The 16,219-nt window shown below is 60.6% G+C and carries 16 protein-coding genes; 13 read left to right on the forward strand and 3 right to left on the reverse strand.

Annotated elements, in window-relative coordinates; translation table 11 throughout:
- Positions 1-278: 278 nt before the first annotated feature.
- The gene (locus M4578_RS21425; RefSeq protein ID WP_027264312.1) at positions 279-1,436 is read left to right on the forward strand and encodes an acyl-CoA dehydrogenase family protein; all 1,158 of its coding nucleotides are present in this window, start codon (positions 279-281) and stop codon (positions 1,434-1,436) included.
- Positions 1,437-1,459: 23 nt separating this feature from the next.
- Here the strand turns inward: M4578_RS21425 and M4578_RS21430 are convergent, their stop codons facing one another.
- On the reverse strand, positions 1,460-2,683 hold the full coding sequence (locus tag M4578_RS21430) for a CaiB/BaiF CoA transferase family protein (protein WP_258095271.1): 1,224 nt from the start codon (positions 2,681-2,683) through the stop codon (positions 1,460-1,462).
- Positions 2,643-3,788, reverse strand: a complete 1,146-nt coding sequence (locus tag M4578_RS21435) for a CaiB/BaiF CoA transferase family protein (protein ID WP_027264314.1) — start codon at positions 3,786-3,788, stop codon at positions 2,643-2,645. The genes M4578_RS21430 and M4578_RS21435 overlap by 41 nt, the downstream gene beginning before the upstream one ends.
- 104 nt (positions 3,789-3,892) lie before the next feature.
- Here M4578_RS21435 and M4578_RS21440 point away from each other — a divergent pair, with 104 nt between their 5' ends.
- From M4578_RS21440 to M4578_RS21485, 10 genes are all read left to right on the forward strand, one after another.
- Positions 3,893-4,270, forward strand: a complete 378-nt coding sequence (locus tag M4578_RS21440; protein WP_027264315.1) for a Zn-ribbon domain-containing OB-fold protein — start codon at positions 3,893-3,895, stop codon at positions 4,268-4,270.
- A gap of 3 nt (positions 4,271-4,273) precedes the next feature.
- Positions 4,274-5,425, forward strand: coding sequence for a thiolase (locus tag M4578_RS21445; protein ID WP_027264316.1), 1,152 nt, complete (start codon positions 4,274-4,276; stop codon positions 5,423-5,425).
- A gap of 23 nt (positions 5,426-5,448) precedes the next feature.
- The gene (locus M4578_RS21450) at positions 5,449-6,306 is read left to right on the forward strand and encodes a MaoC/PaaZ C-terminal domain-containing protein (RefSeq protein ID WP_027264317.1); all 858 of its coding nucleotides are present in this window, start codon (positions 5,449-5,451) and stop codon (positions 6,304-6,306) included.
- A 10-nt stretch (positions 6,307-6,316) separates the two neighbouring features.
- A complete protein-coding gene (locus M4578_RS21455; protein WP_027264318.1) occupies positions 6,317-7,453 on the forward strand; it encodes a CaiB/BaiF CoA transferase family protein in 1,137 nt (378 codons plus the stop codon).
- A 62-nt stretch (positions 7,454-7,515) separates the two neighbouring features.
- On the forward strand, positions 7,516-8,235 hold the full coding sequence (locus tag M4578_RS21460) for a transglutaminase-like domain-containing protein (protein WP_027264319.1): 720 nt from the start codon (positions 7,516-7,518) through the stop codon (positions 8,233-8,235).
- Positions 8,232-8,681, forward strand: coding sequence for a MaoC family dehydratase (locus tag M4578_RS21465; protein WP_027264320.1), 450 nt, complete (start codon positions 8,232-8,234; stop codon positions 8,679-8,681). The genes M4578_RS21460 and M4578_RS21465 overlap by 4 nt, the downstream gene beginning before the upstream one ends.
- Entirely contained in the window at positions 8,668-9,792 is a 1,125-nt protein-coding gene (locus M4578_RS21470; protein ID WP_027264321.1) for an acyl-CoA dehydrogenase family protein, read from the forward strand. The genes M4578_RS21465 and M4578_RS21470 overlap by 14 nt, the downstream gene beginning before the upstream one ends.
- Positions 9,789-10,940, forward strand: a complete 1,152-nt coding sequence (locus M4578_RS21475; protein WP_027264322.1) for an acyl-CoA dehydrogenase family protein — start codon at positions 9,789-9,791, stop codon at positions 10,938-10,940. The genes M4578_RS21470 and M4578_RS21475 overlap by 4 nt, the downstream gene beginning before the upstream one ends.
- 27 nt (positions 10,941-10,967) lie before the next feature.
- The gene (locus M4578_RS21480) at positions 10,968-11,777 is read left to right on the forward strand and encodes an enoyl-CoA hydratase/isomerase family protein (protein ID WP_027264323.1); all 810 of its coding nucleotides are present in this window, start codon (positions 10,968-10,970) and stop codon (positions 11,775-11,777) included.
- 27 nt (positions 11,778-11,804) lie between these two features.
- The gene (locus M4578_RS21485) at positions 11,805-13,001 is read left to right on the forward strand and encodes a phenylacetate--CoA ligase family protein (RefSeq protein ID WP_223228105.1); all 1,197 of its coding nucleotides are present in this window, start codon (positions 11,805-11,807) and stop codon (positions 12,999-13,001) included.
- Positions 13,002-13,072: 71 nt separating this feature from the next.
- Here the strand turns inward: M4578_RS21485 and M4578_RS21490 are convergent, their stop codons facing one another.
- A complete protein-coding gene (locus tag M4578_RS21490; protein ID WP_027264325.1) occupies positions 13,073-14,038 on the reverse strand; it encodes an NAD(P)H-dependent flavin oxidoreductase in 966 nt (321 codons plus the stop codon).
- A 223-nt stretch (positions 14,039-14,261) separates the two neighbouring features.
- On the opposite strand from M4578_RS21490, the gene M4578_RS21495 reads away from it, so the two are divergent.
- Entirely contained in the window at positions 14,262-15,032 is a 771-nt protein-coding gene (locus tag M4578_RS21495) for an enoyl-CoA hydratase/isomerase family protein (RefSeq protein ID WP_223228104.1), read from the forward strand.
- Entirely contained in the window at positions 15,029-16,219 is a 1,191-nt protein-coding gene (locus tag M4578_RS21500) for a CaiB/BaiF CoA transferase family protein (protein ID WP_027264327.1), read from the forward strand. The genes M4578_RS21495 and M4578_RS21500 overlap by 4 nt, the downstream gene beginning before the upstream one ends.

The raw sequence follows: 16,219 nt of genomic DNA on the forward strand, positions 1-16,219 counted from the left end.
GCGGGCTGCTTGGGCATGATGGGGCTTCCTTCTTCGTCCCGCAAAGTCTATACCAAACCCCTCAGAGCGCGAGGTTTTTCAGACCTTCCTATAAAAAGGCCCGCCTGTTTTGTCGGGCCTTTTTATACGAGCCGAATGGGCGGCGCGTTGATTGGATAAATCCGGATGCGCACGGTCCGAAGCCGTGTGACGCCCCGTCAGAACGGCTCGGGTTCATTGTGAGAAAAAAACACTTGTTAGATTTTTTCAATGCAAGCATGACTCGATAGGAATAAAACATGTCTCTGATCAAGAACTCCCCGAGTTGGGCAGTGGATGAACACAAGATGTTCGCCGATAGTACACGCAGGCTTTTCGATGCAGAGATGGCTCCGAAGATTGAAAAATGGGCGGAGCAGGGAATTGTTGACCGCGACTTCTGGAAAACAGTCGGTCAGCAGGGTGTCATGGGTGGCTCGATTGCCGAAGAATATGGTGGGTTCGGTGGCGGCATCGGGTTCGACGCGATTACCGTCTACGAGCAGGGGCGCACCGGTGATACGGGTTGGGGCTATGGGATCCAGTCCATCGTAATCCATTATCTCAACGCATATGGCAGTGAGGAACAGAAGAAAAAGTGGTTGCCGAAACTGGTCAGCGGCGACAGCGTTGCGGCGATTGCCATGACCGAGCCTGGAACGGGCTCTGACCTCCAGAACGTACAAACCTATGCGGAAAAGGATGGCAACCACTACAAGATCAACGGTTCGAAGATCTTTATCACAAACGGGCACACGGCGGATCTCGTTGTTATCGTGGCAAAGACCGATCGCAACGCCGGCGCTAAGGGCGTTTCATTGATCGTTCTGGAAACCGAGGGCACCGAGGGCTTTCGCCGGGGACGGAACCTGAAGAAACTGGGTATGAAAGGTTCGGATACTGCTGAGCTGTTCTTCGAGGATGTGCGCGTGCCCACGGCGAACCTGCTTGGTCCGGAAGAGGGGCAGGGGTTCTACCAGCTGATGAAGCAGCTGCCTTGGGAGCGGCTGATGATCGGCATTACCGCCCTCGGTTTTATTGATTTTGCGATCGATGAAACGGTGAAATATGTTCAGGACCGCAAGGCATTTGGAAGCCGGATCATGGACTTCCAGAATACACGCTTCAAACTGGCGGAATGCAAAACCAAGGCCGAATTGCTACGTTCTTTCGTAAATGACGGGATCGCGCGTCTTGAAGCGGGCGAACTTGATGCGGCCACGGCTTCGATGGCGAAATGGTGGGGCAGCCAGACGCAGAACGAGGTCATGCATGAATGCCTGCAACTTCACGGCGGTTACGGTTTCATGATGGAATACCCCATCGCGCGACTTTATGCCGACAGCAGGGTCCAGATGATCTATGGCGGCACCAACGAGATCATGAAGGAACTGATCGCACGTTCGCTGGATGTTTGATCCGTCGGGTGCCGGGTCGGAGACTAGTCGCCCCCCGGACCGATGATCTCGTCGTTGTGTTCGCCCAGTCCGGGGGCGGGGCGCAGGTCATGCCGCGCCGGTGTCGCCGAGAATCGAATGGGCGGGCGTGTCATCCAGATCGTACCTTCGGTGGGGTGTTCGACCTTCTGAAAGAAACCGGTTACGGAAAGGTGCGGATCGTTCGGCAGATCCGACAGGGTGTTCACCGGCATGGCGGGAATGTCGGCCTGCTCCATCAGGGCCAGCCAGTCGGCGGTTGTCCGCGTCAGCGCAATCCGAGCAACCATGTCGTAAAGGGCGCCGATGTTACGGCTGCGGGTGTCCATGTCGGTGACCCAGACGTGGTTGATCATGTCGTCGCGCCCGACCGTCTTGAAAAACCGCGCCCATTGGGCGTTGGTATAGGGCAGGATCGTGATGAACCCGTCCGCCGTCTGGAGCGGGCGGCGGTGCGGCACCAACATGCGGGCATATCCGAAATTCCTCGGCACCTCGTCGAATGTCGCGCCGTCCATGTGTTCGGCCAGCAGAAACGCCGTCAGCGTTTCGAACATCGGCACCTCGACATGCTGTGCCTGGCCCGTGCGTTCCCGATGAAACAGGGCTGCCATGACGGCATAAGCCGTGGTAACACCGCCAAGCTTGTCGGCAAGAATGGTCGGGGAATAATCGGGTTTTGCCTCTGGATCGCGAAGGGTGGGCAGGCTGGCCAAACCCGAAACCGCCTGGACGATGTCATCAAAGGCCGGTTTCGAAGCGTAAGGCCCGTCCTGCCCGTATCCGGTTGCAGAAACCGTGATCAGGCTCGGGTTCTCGTTCCGTAAGGTTTCCGGATCCAAAGACAATCTGGCAAGCGCCGCGGGCCGGATGCTTGAAATCATCACATCGGCATCGACCAGCAACTTGCGCAGACGGTCGCGATCGGCTTGCGTTTTCAGGTCGAGTACGACGCTGCGCTTGTTGCGGTTGGCCCCTAGAAACGCAGCGCCCATCAACCTGTGCCGCGATGGCTGAACCTGGCGCAGAAGATCGCCCTCGGGCGCTTCCACCTTGATCACATCCGCTCCCAGATCTCCCAGCATCTGCGTGGCCAGAGGACCGAAGATGATCGACGTCAGGTCGATGATCCTGACGCTTTGCAGGATTGCGGTGTTCTTTGCATTGGTCATGGGTTGATTTCCTGTTCTAGGAACGAGAACCGAATTCCGCGCGAATGGCCGCTCCATCGGCGTCCAATGCGGGGGACGGTCCGATCGCGGCTTCGGTGCTGCCGCGTCGTATCGGGGGCATTGCGATGCTGACAGGTCCCGAGGGCGTGCCGATGGTCGCCCGATCAAGTTGCGGGTGATCCGACAGCGCGGCAACGTCGTTCACCGCCGCCGATGCAATGCCCGCGCCATCGAGCAGCTTCAACAATTCGGCACGTTCGTGCGCGCCGAACACGGTCTTGATAAGCTCTTCGAGTTCCGATTTGTGCGCGATCCTGGCTGAATTATCATGGAATCGCGGATCATCGGCCAAGGCCGGGTCGCCGAGAATCTGTACGCAGAACCGGTTCCATTCGCGGCTGTTCTGGACCGAGATGACGACCTGTTCACCGCCTCGGCAGTGGAATGCGCCGTAGGGGCATATGACAGAGTGACCAAGCCCGGTTCTGGGCGTGGGCTGATTGGCATAGTCGTGAAAAAGAAGCGGAACCGCCATCCAGTCCGCCATGACGTCGAACATGGCCACCGAGAGGCCGCTGCCCTTGCCGGTTCGATCACGCCCGACCAGCGCTTCGCAGATCCCGGCATGGGCTGTCATGCCGGTGGCGATATCGCAGACCGACACGCCGACCCGCCCCGGTCCATCCGGCGTGCCGGTCACCGATGCCAGGCCGCTTTCGCATTGCACCAGAAGATCATAGGCCTTGGCGTTGCGCATCGGGCCGTCCTCTCCGTAGCCGGTGATGTCGCAGGTCACCAGACGCGGAAACCTCTCTCGCAGACTTGCGGAATCGAGCCCGAGCTTGGCCAGCGCGCCGGGCAGCAGGTTCTGAATAAACACATCCGCGTTTTCCAGCATCCTGAGCAGGATTTCACGGTCTTCGTCGGCTTTAATGTCCAAGGCGACCGATTCTTTGCCTCGGTTCAGCCATGTGAAATAGGCGCTTTCACCGTTGGCGGCGGTATCGTAGGCGCGGGCGAAATCGCCGGCTCCCTTGCGTTCGATCTTGATCACACGCGCGCCGGCATCGGCCAGCCGCGAGGAGCAAAAAGGCGCGGCGACTGCCTGTTCCAGCGCAACGACGAGTTTGCCGGAAAGGGGGGCTAAATCTGAACCTGGCATGAGTTTCTCTCAATTGATCCTGAAAGGTTGACTAAATCTAACAATTGTTAGAAACATAATCAATACGATTAGACAAAGACTGGATCGCTTGAAGGAGAACGCCGGTGCAGGACGCCAAACGACCAGACCAGTTTTTCCAACGCGCGCTGGCAGAGGGAGAGATCCTGCTGCCCAAGTGCGACGACTGCGGGGGATATCACTTTTTCCCGAGAGTCCTGTGTCCCCATTGTCATGGCAGCGCGATTTCTTGGAAGAAGGCTAGCGGCAAGGGACGGGTCCACACCACAACAGTTGTGCGCCGAAAGCCCGAACGGGGCGGCGATTACAACGTATGCGTCGTCGAGCTGGATGAGGGTGTCCGGATGATGAGCCGGGTCGAGGGCATTGCTCCGGGTGAGGTCGCCATCGACATGCCGGTAACCGCCTTCGTGGGCGAGGCCGAGGGTGTTCCGGCCGTGCTTTTCAAGCCGTCGGAGGGATAAGCCATGACCACTGAACTTCGGGGGAAATCCGCCATCGTAGGTACCGGTCATGCCGGTTTCGGAGAAGCCCATGGCCTGACGGCCTATGATGTCATGGCGCAATCTGCGCTTGCGGCGCTTGGCGATGCCGGGCTGAAACTGTCCGACGTCGACGGGCTGTTTTGCACCATGATGGAAGACAGCATGCCGGCGCTTATGGCGGCGGAGTATCTGGGCATCCAGCCCCGTTTCATTGATGGCACGATGTCGGGCGGTTCGTCTTTCGTAAACTACCTGACGTCCGCGACCATGGCGCTGGACGCCGGTCTGTGTGATGTCGCGCTGATTGTTTATGGCTCCAACCAGCGCACCGCGTCGGGCAGACTCGTGACCGCTTCACGTCCGCCGGCCTACGAGGCGCCGTATAATCCGCGCTATCCGATCTCGGCCTATGCGATGGCGGCGGCGCGGCACATGCATGAATATGGCACCACCCGCGAACAGCTGGCCGACGTGGCCGTTGCTGCGCGGGCCTGGGCGCAGCACAACCCCGAAGCGTTCGAGCGCGGCCCGCTGACCCGCGAGGACGTGTTGGGTGCGCGCATGGTGGGCGATCCATTGACCGTGCGCGACTGTTGTCTTGTCACCGACGGCGGCGGCGCGATCGTAATGGTCCGCGCGGACCGCGCCCGGGATTTCCCGAAGGCGCCTGTCTATGTGCTGGGCAGTGCTGCGGCAAGCTCGCACCGGCAGATTTCGCAGATGAAGGATTTCACCGTGACCGCAGCCCGCGACTCGGGCGCGCGCGCCTTTGCGACGGCCGGCGTGACCCCTGCGGATATCCAGGCGGTCGAGCTCTATGATGCCTTCACCATCAATACCATCCTGTTTCTTGAAGATCTGGGGTTCTGCGCCAAGGGCGATGGCGGGGCCTTTGTCCAGGGCGGGCGCATCGCGCCTGGCGGGGCCTTGCCGGTGAACACGAATGGCGGAGGCCTGTCCTGTGTGCACCCCGGGATGTACGGTATCTTCACAGTGATCGAGGCTGCTCGTCAGATCCGTGGCGACGCGCCGGGCATTCAGTTGAAGGATATTGATCTGGCGCTGGCGCATGGCAACGGCGGTGTGCTGTCCAGTCAGGTCACGGCCATACTTGGATCGCAAAACACGCTCTGACGGCAACTAAGGGAGGAAAGATCATGCCACTGGATTTCGAAGCACTTTCGAATTGGGATTTCGAAGAGATCAAGCAGACTCTGACCGAGCGGGATACCATCCTTTACGCACTCGGGCTGGGGTTCGGCGAAGATCCGACAGACAAGAAAGAACTGGCCTTTGTCTATGAGGACGGTCTGAAGGCGGTTCCCTCGATGGCGGTCATTTTGGGGTATCCCGGCTTCTGGCTGCGCGATCCCAAGACCGGCGTAAACTGGCAAAAAGTGCTGCACGGAGAACAGTGGCTCGACATCTACAAGCCGCTGCCGACACATGGCCGGATTGTCGGCCGCAGCCAGATCGACTTCATCTCGGACAAGGGCGAGGGCAAGGGCGCTGTGATCTATCAAAGCCGCGAGATCATCGACGCGGACAGCGGCGACAAGCTGGCACGCGTCGCGATGTCGGCCTTCGCCCGGGGCGACGGCGGATTCGGCGGCGAGAACAGGCCCGGCCCGACGCCGGCGGTGCTGCCGGACCGGGTGCCCGATCACATATGTGATATCGAGACGCTTCCGCGCCAGGCGCTGATCTACCGGCTCAGCGGCGACATGAACCCGCTGCATGCCGACCCCGATGTCGCGCGGTCGGTCGGGTTCGACCGCCCGATCCTGCACGGTTTGGCGACCTATGGTCTGGCCGCCCGGGCGATTCTCAAGACGTTGCTGGACTATGATTCTGCCCGGCTTGTCGGTCTGGATGTTCGGTTCTCGGCTCCGGTCTATCCCGGCGAAACCGTGCGGTTCGAAATCTGGGAAGAGGACGGCGAGGCCCGGTTTCGAGCGTCTATTCCTGCACGCGACGTGGTTGTTCTGAACAACGGCGCGGCGCGCTTTGCCTGAGGCAGTGAAGATGGCTCAACCGCTCAAGGATATCCTGGTGCTGGATTTCAGCACACTTCTTCCCGGTCCGATGGCGACGCTCATGCTGTCCGAGGCTGGCGCCGAAGTGATCAAGTTCGAACGGCCCGGAGCCGGCGAGGACGCGCGCCACACGGAGCCAAAGATCGACGGAGAGAGCATCGGATTTGCTGTGTTGAACCACGGCAAGCGATCGGTGGCCATCGACCTCAAGTCAAGGGGCGCAGTGGAACGTCTGCGCCCCTTGATCGAGAAGGCCGATGTTCTGGTAGAGCAGTTTCGTCCCGGCGTGATGGACCGGCTGGGGCTTGGTTATGAAGCGGTGCGAAAGATCAATCCCGGTCTCATCTATTGTTCGATCACCGGCTATGGCCAGACCGGACCAAAGGCCAGCGCCGCCGGCCACGATCTCAACTACGTCGGTGATGCGGGTATCCTGTCGCTCAGTCGCGGACCGGATGACCAGCCAACAGCCCCGTTCGGGCTGGTCGCCGATATCGGAGGCGGAACCTATCCTGCGGTGATGAATATCCTGCTGGCCCTGATTGCGCGGCAGGCAAGCGGGCAGGGGACGCATCTGGATATCGCAATGGCCGAGGGGGCGTTCGCCTTTGCCTATTGGGCCCATGCCGAAGGTGTGATTGCCGGGCAGAACATCGAAAGCGGTGGCAGCCGTCTGACGGGTGGCCTGGCCCGGTATCGGCTTTATACGGCTGCGGACGGGCGTCAGATCGCCGTCGGCGCGTTGGAAGAAAAGTTCTGGCAGTCGTTCTGCGATGTCATTGGTTTGCCTGTGGCCCTTCGCGATGACTGGTCCGATCCAAATGCCTGTGCCGCAGAGGTTGCACGTCGTCTGAGGGAACACCCCTCGACCCATTGGGAGCCTTTGCTGGCTGCGGCAGATTGCTGCTGTTCGGTCGTGAAGACGCCCGCCGAGGCGGCGCGTGACCCGCATTTCAAAGCGCGTGACGTGTTCGGGCGGACCGTAAAAATCTCCGGCCGGGACGCGCCCGCTTTGCCGCTGCCAATTGCCCCGGAGTTCCGTTCTTCCGGAAATTCGGTCGGAGTTGCAGCCACTCTGGGCGAAGACAATCCGCGTTATGGCGTGGACCAACCGAAAACAGAGTAAATCCCGTTGACGGGCAGGATTTGAATCGGTAATCTAACATTTGTTAGAAAAAGGGGGGGCCAATGGACAAGTCTGACGATGACCTGCCGACTGAAGCTGAGCGTTATGTCATGCCATCGCGCTTTGTGGAAAGCGATAGCGTGGAAGTGCAGGGTTTCGTGACATCGGCTTTGCGTGATCTTCCTGTGGACGCAACCAATCGAGACAAGGCGATCCGCCTGTTCGAAGCGGTGCGCGACGATATTCGCTATGATCCCTATTGTTTTGCGCTGGATGAGGACTCTTACCGTGCCAGCCGTATCGCTGGCGCGGAAGCGGCGTTTTGCGTTCCCAAGGCAATTCTTCTGGCGGCTTGTTTGCGTGCTGTGGGTATCCCCGCCGCTCTGGGGTTCGCGGATGTGCGCAACCACCTGAATACACCCAAGTTGCAGGAGTTGATGGGGACCGATCTCTTTATCTACCACGGCTATGTTCAGCTGTGGTTGGGGAATGAGGCCTACAAGGTGACACCTGCATTCAACATGGAACTGTGTGAAAGATTCGGGGTCAAACCCCTGGTCTTCGACGGCTATCACGACGCGCTCTTTCATGAGTTCGACGAACAGAATCACCGGCACATGGAATATGTGAACGACCGTGGTCTCTATTTCGACGCGCCGATGGGTGAGTTCCTGATGGCGTTCAAGGAAACCTATCCGAAGCTGGAAGAATTCAACCGCATCCGGATATCCAAGGATGCGAGCGGATACGATGACGGTTTCGCAAAGGAGGGTGCCTCTTGAGGTATCTGGAAGACTTCTCGCCGGGCCAAGTCTATCGCTTTCGCAGCGCTCCGATGAGCGCGGATTCGATAAAGGCCTTTGCCAAGGAATGGGATCCGCAGCGGCTGCACACCGATGAAGACTATGCAACCGCCATACATGGCAGCCTGATCGCCTCGGGCTTTCAGACCATGCTTGAGGTGTTCAAGCCGGTCATGACCGAGATGATGGTCGATGTTGCCAATATCGGCGGCATGGGCTTTGACAATTTGCGCTGGCTGCGGCCTGTGCACCCGAACGAACCCCTTGATGTCGAACTGACGGTCAACTCGGTCACACCGTCAAAAAGCAAGCCCGACAGAGGTGTTTTGCACTATACGCTCAGCGCCAAAAACCCCGAGGGCGAGGTCGTTTTTTCGACCGACACCCCTGTGATGATCCAGCGAAAACAAAATGACACAAACTGAGTTCCTTTCCAGCGAACAAGAAGACCTTCGCCTGTTGCGCGAGAGCGTGCGCACGTTGTTTGAACGGGCGGGCGGAAGTGACAGAGCCCGACAACTCCGTGATGCCGGGGGCGGTTTCGATCCGGAGATGGTCCGGGAACTGGCCGAGGCCGGTGTTTTCGGCGTGGCGGTGCCCGAAGATCAGGGCGGGCTTGGCATGGGCCTAGCCGCCGGGGGTGTCATCGCCGAGGAAGTCGGCCGTGTGTTTGCCCCGGAACCGGTCGTGTCGACGATAGGTCTGAGCCTCGGCCTTCTGCGCCGCCTTTGTCCGGATCATCCGAAGATGGCACAGCTCATCGGCGGCGAAATTTCATTGGCGGTTGCCTGGCAGGAACGCGGCCCCGACGGGGCGCCTGCCGATGCGACCTGCCGATACGCGGACGGAAAGCTGACCGGTGGCAAGGCCTGGGTCGTCGGTGCGATCGGTTCGCACGGGTTCCTTGTCGTGGCCGAACAGGATGATGGTCCGGTTCTGGTTCTGGCTGAGGCAGACGCGCAGGGGCTTGTCATCGACAAGCGGACGCAGGCGGATGGCAGCTCTCTGGGCGAGCTTTCGTTTTCGGGAACTCCGGCCGCGGAATTGGCCAGCAGCGGTGCGGTTCTCACTGCACTGGCCGAGGCTGTCGCCGATGCAACGGCGCTTGCCGCGGCCGAGCTTGTCGGCGTGAGCGAGCGCGCCTTCGAGATCACGCTCGACTACATCAAGACGCGGGAGCAGTTCGACAAGCCGATCGGATCATTCCAGGTCATCCAGCACCGTGCCGTCGACCTCAACGTGATGTGCGAGGTCGCGCAGGCCGGAGTGCGGGAGGCGCTTGCGCAGATGGACAGCGAAACCGATCCAAAAGTCCGGGCGCGGCTTGCCAGCCGGGCCAAGGCTCGCGCGGTCACCGCCGCCAAGAAGATCACGCGCGACGCCATCCAGCTGCACGGGGCCGTCGGTTATACCGACGAGTTCGACATCGGGCTTTATCTGAACCGAGCGCTGGTTCTGTCCGCTTGGCTGGGCGATGACGCCTACCACAGACGGCTTTGGTTCGAGGCGCGAGAACAGGAAGGAGCCGCACAATGACCGACTGGAACGCAATGAGCGATGCGGATTTCCGCAAGGAAGTGCGCGCGTTCTTCGAGGCGGAATATCCCGAAGAGCTGCGCCACCTGCCGCACCGACCGAAGTTCGCCGAGATCGAACATTGGCACCGCAAGCTTCACGCCAAGGGCTGGGTTGCGCCAGCCTGGCCCGCTGAATTCGGCGGTATGGGCCTAAACGCTGCTAAGCTGCTGATCTTTTATGAAGAGCAGCAGCGCTGGGGCGTCAATCGCGGTCGCGACATGGGCGTGCAGATGGTCGGGCCCCTGATCATCAAATTCGGCACCCAGGACCAGAAAGACTATTGGCTGCCACGTATTCTGAGCTGCGAGGACATCTGGTGCCAGGGCTATTCCGAGCCCGGTGCCGGGTCCGATCTTGCCAATCTGCGCACACGCGCGGAAATTGACGGCGACGATTTCGTCATTAACGGCCAGAAGATCTGGACGACGATGGCGCATGATGCCACGCACATCTTCATGCTGGTGCGCACCGATCCCGATGCGCCGAAGAAACAGCAGGGCATCAGTTTCCTTCTTGCTCCGATGGATCAGCCGGGGATCGAGGTGCGCACGATCACCACCCTTTCGGGTGAGACCGAATTTTGCGAGGTGTTCTTCGACAATGCCCGCACTCCCCGGGAAAACCTGGTCGGCGAACTGAACAAGGGCTGGACGATGGCCAAGGCGCTTTTGAGCTTCGAGCGCATCTTCATCGGCTCGCCAAGTCTGGCCCAGAACGCTCTGGGACAGCTTGAAAGCTTTGCCCGTGGCCGTGGCGCGTTTGACGATCCGGTGTTCCGTGACCGCTTTGCCCAAGCGGCACTGGATGTGGAAGATCATGCCGCGCTTTATGCCCGTTTTGCAGATCAGCTCAAACGTGGCGAGACGCTCGGTGCGGATGTGTCCATGCTGAAGATCTGGGTGACTGAATGCTTCCAGCGCATCACCGAGCTGATGATCGAAGCAGCCGGTCCCGATGGCGGCTCCATCGGGCCGCTTCAGGTTGGCAATGTTAGCGTCGACGTTTTGTCGAGCTTCTACAAGGCCAGACCTACCACGATCTACGGTGGATCGAACGAAATCCAAAGAAACATCCTGTCCAAGGCCGTCCTGGGACTGCCTGGCTGAACCCATACCCTGAGGAGGAAAAGACCTATGTCGGAGCGTTACGCAAAGTACGACAAACTGAAATTTGACTACCCGGCGGATCGCGTCCTGCGCATCACGTTCGACCGGCCCGAGACATTCAACTCGGTCGATGCCGAAACCCACACCCAGATGACGGACATGTGGATCGACATCGACCGCGACCCCGACATCAACGCGGTCATCGTGACCGGCGCGGGCAAGGCGTTTTCGGCGGGCGGCGATTTCAGCCTGATTGAGAAGATGATCGGCGACTCGCACGAGATCATGAAGACGTGGAAAGAAGCCAAGGATCTCGTCTACAACATCATCAACTGCAACAAGCCGATCATTTCCGCGATCAATGGCCCTGCGGCAGGCGCGGGCCTTGTGGTTGCCATCCTGGCCGACATCTCGATCGCCGGGAAACGGGCAAAGATTGTCGATGGTCATCCGCGTCTGGGCGTTGCCGCTGGCGATGTCGCGGCGATTATCTGGCCGCTGCTGACCTCGATGGCCAAGGCGAAATACTATCTGATGACCTGCAAGCCGGTGTCGGGCGAAGAGGCCGAGCGCATCGGTCTGGTGTCAATGTGCGTCGAGGATGACGAGCTTCAGCAGATCGCTTTGGACACGGCTGTCGAACTGGCCAACGGCTCGCAAAGCGCGATCCGCTGGACCAAGTATTCGCTGAACAACTGGCTGCGCCAGGCCGGGCCGATCTTTGATGCGTCGACCGCGCTGGAGATGCTTGGTTTTATGAGCGAGGACGTCAAGGAAGGTGTGTTGTCGCACCGCGAGAAGCGCGCGCCAAACTTCCGCAAGGACTGCCCGCTTTAACGCCCGATTGGACGAGGAGGCATGGAAATGTCTGATGATATCTACAAAGATATAGCGCAAGCCTATGCCGCTGCGGCCGAAAAAGCTCCTGGCCTGAAATCGCGATTTACGGCTGCCGGATTCGATCCGGCAGCCGTCACATCGGTGGCGGACCTCTCGCGACTTCCAGTGATGAAAAAAGAAGAGCTTCTGAAGATCCAGCGCGAGAACCCGCCTTTCGGCGGATTCCTTGCCTCGGATCTGAAGGATATTGGACGGATCTACGTGTCCCCTGGCCCAATTTTCGAGCCGGCCCTTTCGGGCGAGGGAGGTCATGGCCTGGACCTGCTTTTCAAGGCGGCAGGCGTGGGGCCGGGGGATATCATCCTGAACACCTGGATGTATCATCTTGTGCCCGCAGGCTTGCTGTTCGACGAAGCGGCACAGGCCGCAGGTGCCACGGTGATTCCCGGCGGCGTGGGCAATACCGAGCTTCAGGCGCAGATCATCGTCGAAACCGGCGTGACTTCGATCTGCGCCTCGACCGCGTTTTTCCTGACGCTGGCGGACAAGGTGATCGAAACCTATGGCCGCGACGCATGGAAGGTGAAGACAGCCTTCCTCGGCGGTGAGATGGGCGACTGGATGGCCAAGCGCCGCCGGATCGAGGCCGAATACGGCGTGTCCACCTGGGCCGCCTATGCCACCGCCGATCTAGGCCTTGTCGCCTATGAGGATGGCGGCGAAGGCTATCTGGTTCATCCCGACCGCGTGGTGCAGATCTGCGATCCGGTCAGCGGCGAACAGGTCGCCCATGGCGAACCGGGCGAGGTTGTCGTGACCGCGCGCGATGCCACCTGGCCGATGATCCGGTTCGGCACCGGCGACAGCGCCTTTGCCCTGGAAAGCAACGCGGATGGCACCGTCAGCCGGATTTCAGCATTGCAGGGACGGGTCGGGGCAGCGGTCAAAGTGCGCGAGATTTTCGTTTATCCGCGCGTGGTTGAAGAAGTTGTCATCGGCACGCCGGGCGCAAAGGCCGCGCAGGCCGTGGTAACGCGCGAGAACGATCGCGACATGATCCGCCTCTCGCTTGTGCTGGAAGACGGTGCCGACGCTTCTGCTGCGGAAGCAGCCGCCGCCAAAAACTTCAAACTGCATACACGAATTCGTGTCGACGAAGTGAACATTGTTTCGGAACTACCCGAAAATGCAGAACTGATCGTCAACCAAAAGGACCGCTAAGATCGGGTCTCGATCATTCGCGACAACCGCAGAAACAGATGGGCGGCCGGGCAACCGGCCGCCCTCTTTCGTCAGGAACAGAGCGCATCTTTGGCGACCTGGTATTCCCGGTCGAGACGGTCGACGTAGTCCGCCGTGGTCATCACCTCTTTCACCGCTCCGATCCCCTGACCGCTGCCCCAGATGTCACGCCAGGCCTTGGGGCGAATGTCGCCGGTGGCCAGATCGAGTTTGTTGCCGATCCCGGCCAGGTTGTCCGGATCGAGACCGACCGCCCGCACCGACGGTTTCAGATAGTTGGCATGCACGCCGCTGAAATAGTCGGTATAGACAATATCATCGGCCCCGCCTTCGACGATCATTTGCTTGTACTCCTCCGACGCGACCGCCTCGGTCATGGCAATGAAGGGGGATCCGATATACCCAAAATCCGCACCCATGGCCTGCGCCGCCAGAATTGAGCGCCCGGTCGCGATGGACCCGGACAGGGCAAGCGGACCATCGAACCATTCCCGGATTTCCTGAACCAGCGCAAAGGGTGACAAGGCCCCGGCGTGGCCGCCAGCGCCGGCGCAGACCGCGATCAGGCCGTCGGCGCCCTTGTCGATCGCTTTCCTGGCGTATTTGTTGTTGATTACATCGTGCAGTACAGTGCCGCCGCACTCATGTGCCGCCTGGTTGACGTCTTCCCGTGCGCCCATTGATGTGATCCAGACAGGCACTTTCCAGCGCGCACATATTTCGACGTCCCGCTCAATCCGATCATTCGATCGATGGACGATCTGGTTGACCGCGAATGGCGCGGCGGGCCGATCGGGATTGGCCTGATTGTGCGCGTCAAGCTCTTCAGTGATGCGCTTGAGCCAGGCTTCAAGCAGCGGCGGTTCACCTTCGGACTCGCGTGCGTTCAGCGCCGGAAAGCTGCCGATGACGCCGGCTTTGCACTGGGCGACGACAAGATCCGGCCCGGACACCAGGAACATGGGCGAGCAGATCACAGGCAGGCGCAAGCGGCCGAGAGGGGTGTCGGAGTACATTGTCTATTTCTTCTTTGCTGTTTCAACAGGGGGTGCCGAGGCCCGTAGCCGTGACGGGCGCGCATGGGAAGGGAAGCCGAAAAAACGTGCCAGCAGACCGCAAGGAAATACACAGAACGGGTGAATTTTACACATGTCTGATTTTCCGCACCGGACTATTGCCCGTCGCTCAATGCCACTCCTATCGTGTTCCATGCTAGCCCATTCCTGGGAGGAGGAAGCGGTGCCATTGCTCTACAGCCGCTCGGAAAGCGTTGGTCGGATGACTTTCGATTTTCCCGAGAAGAAGAATGCCCTTGATCAAGACGCACGCAAAGAGATGGAACGCATCGTCACCCAGGTGCGCGACGATGACCGCGTGCGCGCGCTGTTGATCACGGGTGCCGGGGGCGCGTTTTGCGCCGGAGGCGATATCAGCACCTTCGCCGGTTCTTCGCCTGTGGCCATGCGGGACCGCATGAAACAACAGCACCGCGTAACCCGGATGCTATATGATCTTGAAAAGCCGGTCGTCGCGGCGGTTGCCGGGCCGGCCTTTGGCGTGGGGTTCAACATTGCGCTTCTGGCTGACGTGATCCTGGCCGCGCCCTCGGCCCGCTTTTGCCAGGCCTATGCGCGCGTGGCGATCGTGCCCGACGGTGGCGGGCTTTACTTGCTGGCGCGGACGGTCGGGACGCAGCGGGCGAAGGCGATGTTCCTGACGGCCCAGGTGATCGATGCCCAAGAGGCGCACGACCTTGGGATCGTCCACGCAATCCACGAAGAAGACGCGCTCGACGCAGAGGCCGATGCGCTGGCCGTGCGTCTGGCCGAAGGGCCGACCCGAGCCTTTGGGCTGGGCAAGTCGATGCTGAACCGTGGCATGGATTGCGATTTCGCGACCTATCTCGAGATCGAGGCAACCGCCGAAGCCCATATCATGCAGACCGCAGATCACCGCGAGGCGGTCGCCTCTTTCAAGGAAAAGCGCCCGCCGGGCTTTGTCGGATCATGAACGCGGCGCCCGATTGTGGCCCGCTGGCCGGTCTTCGGGTGATCGACCTCGGGCAGGTCTACCTTGGGCCCTATTGCGGTCTGATGTTCGCGCTCATGGGGGCCGAGGTCATCAAGGTCGAGCCGCCCGGCGGCGACAGTATCCGCGGCATCGCGGGCGGGCGCGAGAACCCCGCAGCGATGATGCTCAATTCCAGCAAACAGAGCGTGACGCTTGATCTGGGGTCCGAGGGCGGGCGCAGCGCCCTGCTGGCGCTGGCAGATTCGGCCGATGTTCTAATCGAGAATTTCCGTCCCGGTACGATGGAGAAACTGGGGCTGGGGTGGGAAACACTCTGTGCCCGCAATCCGCGCCTGGTCATGGGGTCAGGAAAGGGTTACGCGGCCGATTCCGTCTATCGCGATGCGCCGGCGATGGATTTTCCTATTCAGGCCCTGACCGGGCTGATGTCGGTGACCGGGTTTCCCGATGGTCCGCCGGTGAAATGCGGCGCAGCGATCACCGATTTTCTGGGCGGTATCCACCTTTTTGGTGGCATTATGGCGGCGTTGCATGCGCGCGGCGCGACAGGGCGCGGGGACTTTGTCCAGATCGCGATGCAGGACGTCACGCACCACGCGCTGGCGTCGAATATCGCAAGCTATCTGCTGGCGCCTGACGGGTTCGCCGACCGGGCCGGCAACAGTCAGGCCGTGCTCAAGGTCGCACCCTACGACCTGTTTCCGGCGCGCGACGGGCAGGTGGCCATCATGTGCCTGAATGATCGCCACTGGCAGCAGCTGACCCGGGCCATGGGTCGCCCTGATCTGGCCGAAGATCCCGAACTGGCCGCGGGACCCGCGCGCTGCGCGCGGCGTGCCCAAGTCGATGGCTGGGTGACGGCGTGGACCTCAAGTCAGACCCGCGCCGAGATTTTCGCGGCCCTGAGCAGCGCACATGTGCCGGGCGCCCCGGTGCGCACGCTCGCTGAGGTGGTGTCGGACGATGACATGCGCGCCCGCGGCATGATCCATGACCTTCCGCATCCAGACCTGGGCACGGTCCCTGTTCCAGGGCTGCCGATGCGTTTCGCGGCTCACCCACAGGTCGCCCCTATCCCCGCACCAACCGTAGGCGCCGATACGGCGCGCATCCTGGCCGCGCTGGAACAGGACCTGCCCTCTGCTCAATCAAAGGACACCTACTGA

Origin of the sequence: Salipiger pentaromativorans, assembly GCF_024721115.1 — a bacterium.
GTDB classification, from domain to species: domain Bacteria; phylum Pseudomonadota; class Alphaproteobacteria; order Rhodobacterales; family Rhodobacteraceae; genus Salipiger; species Salipiger pentaromativorans.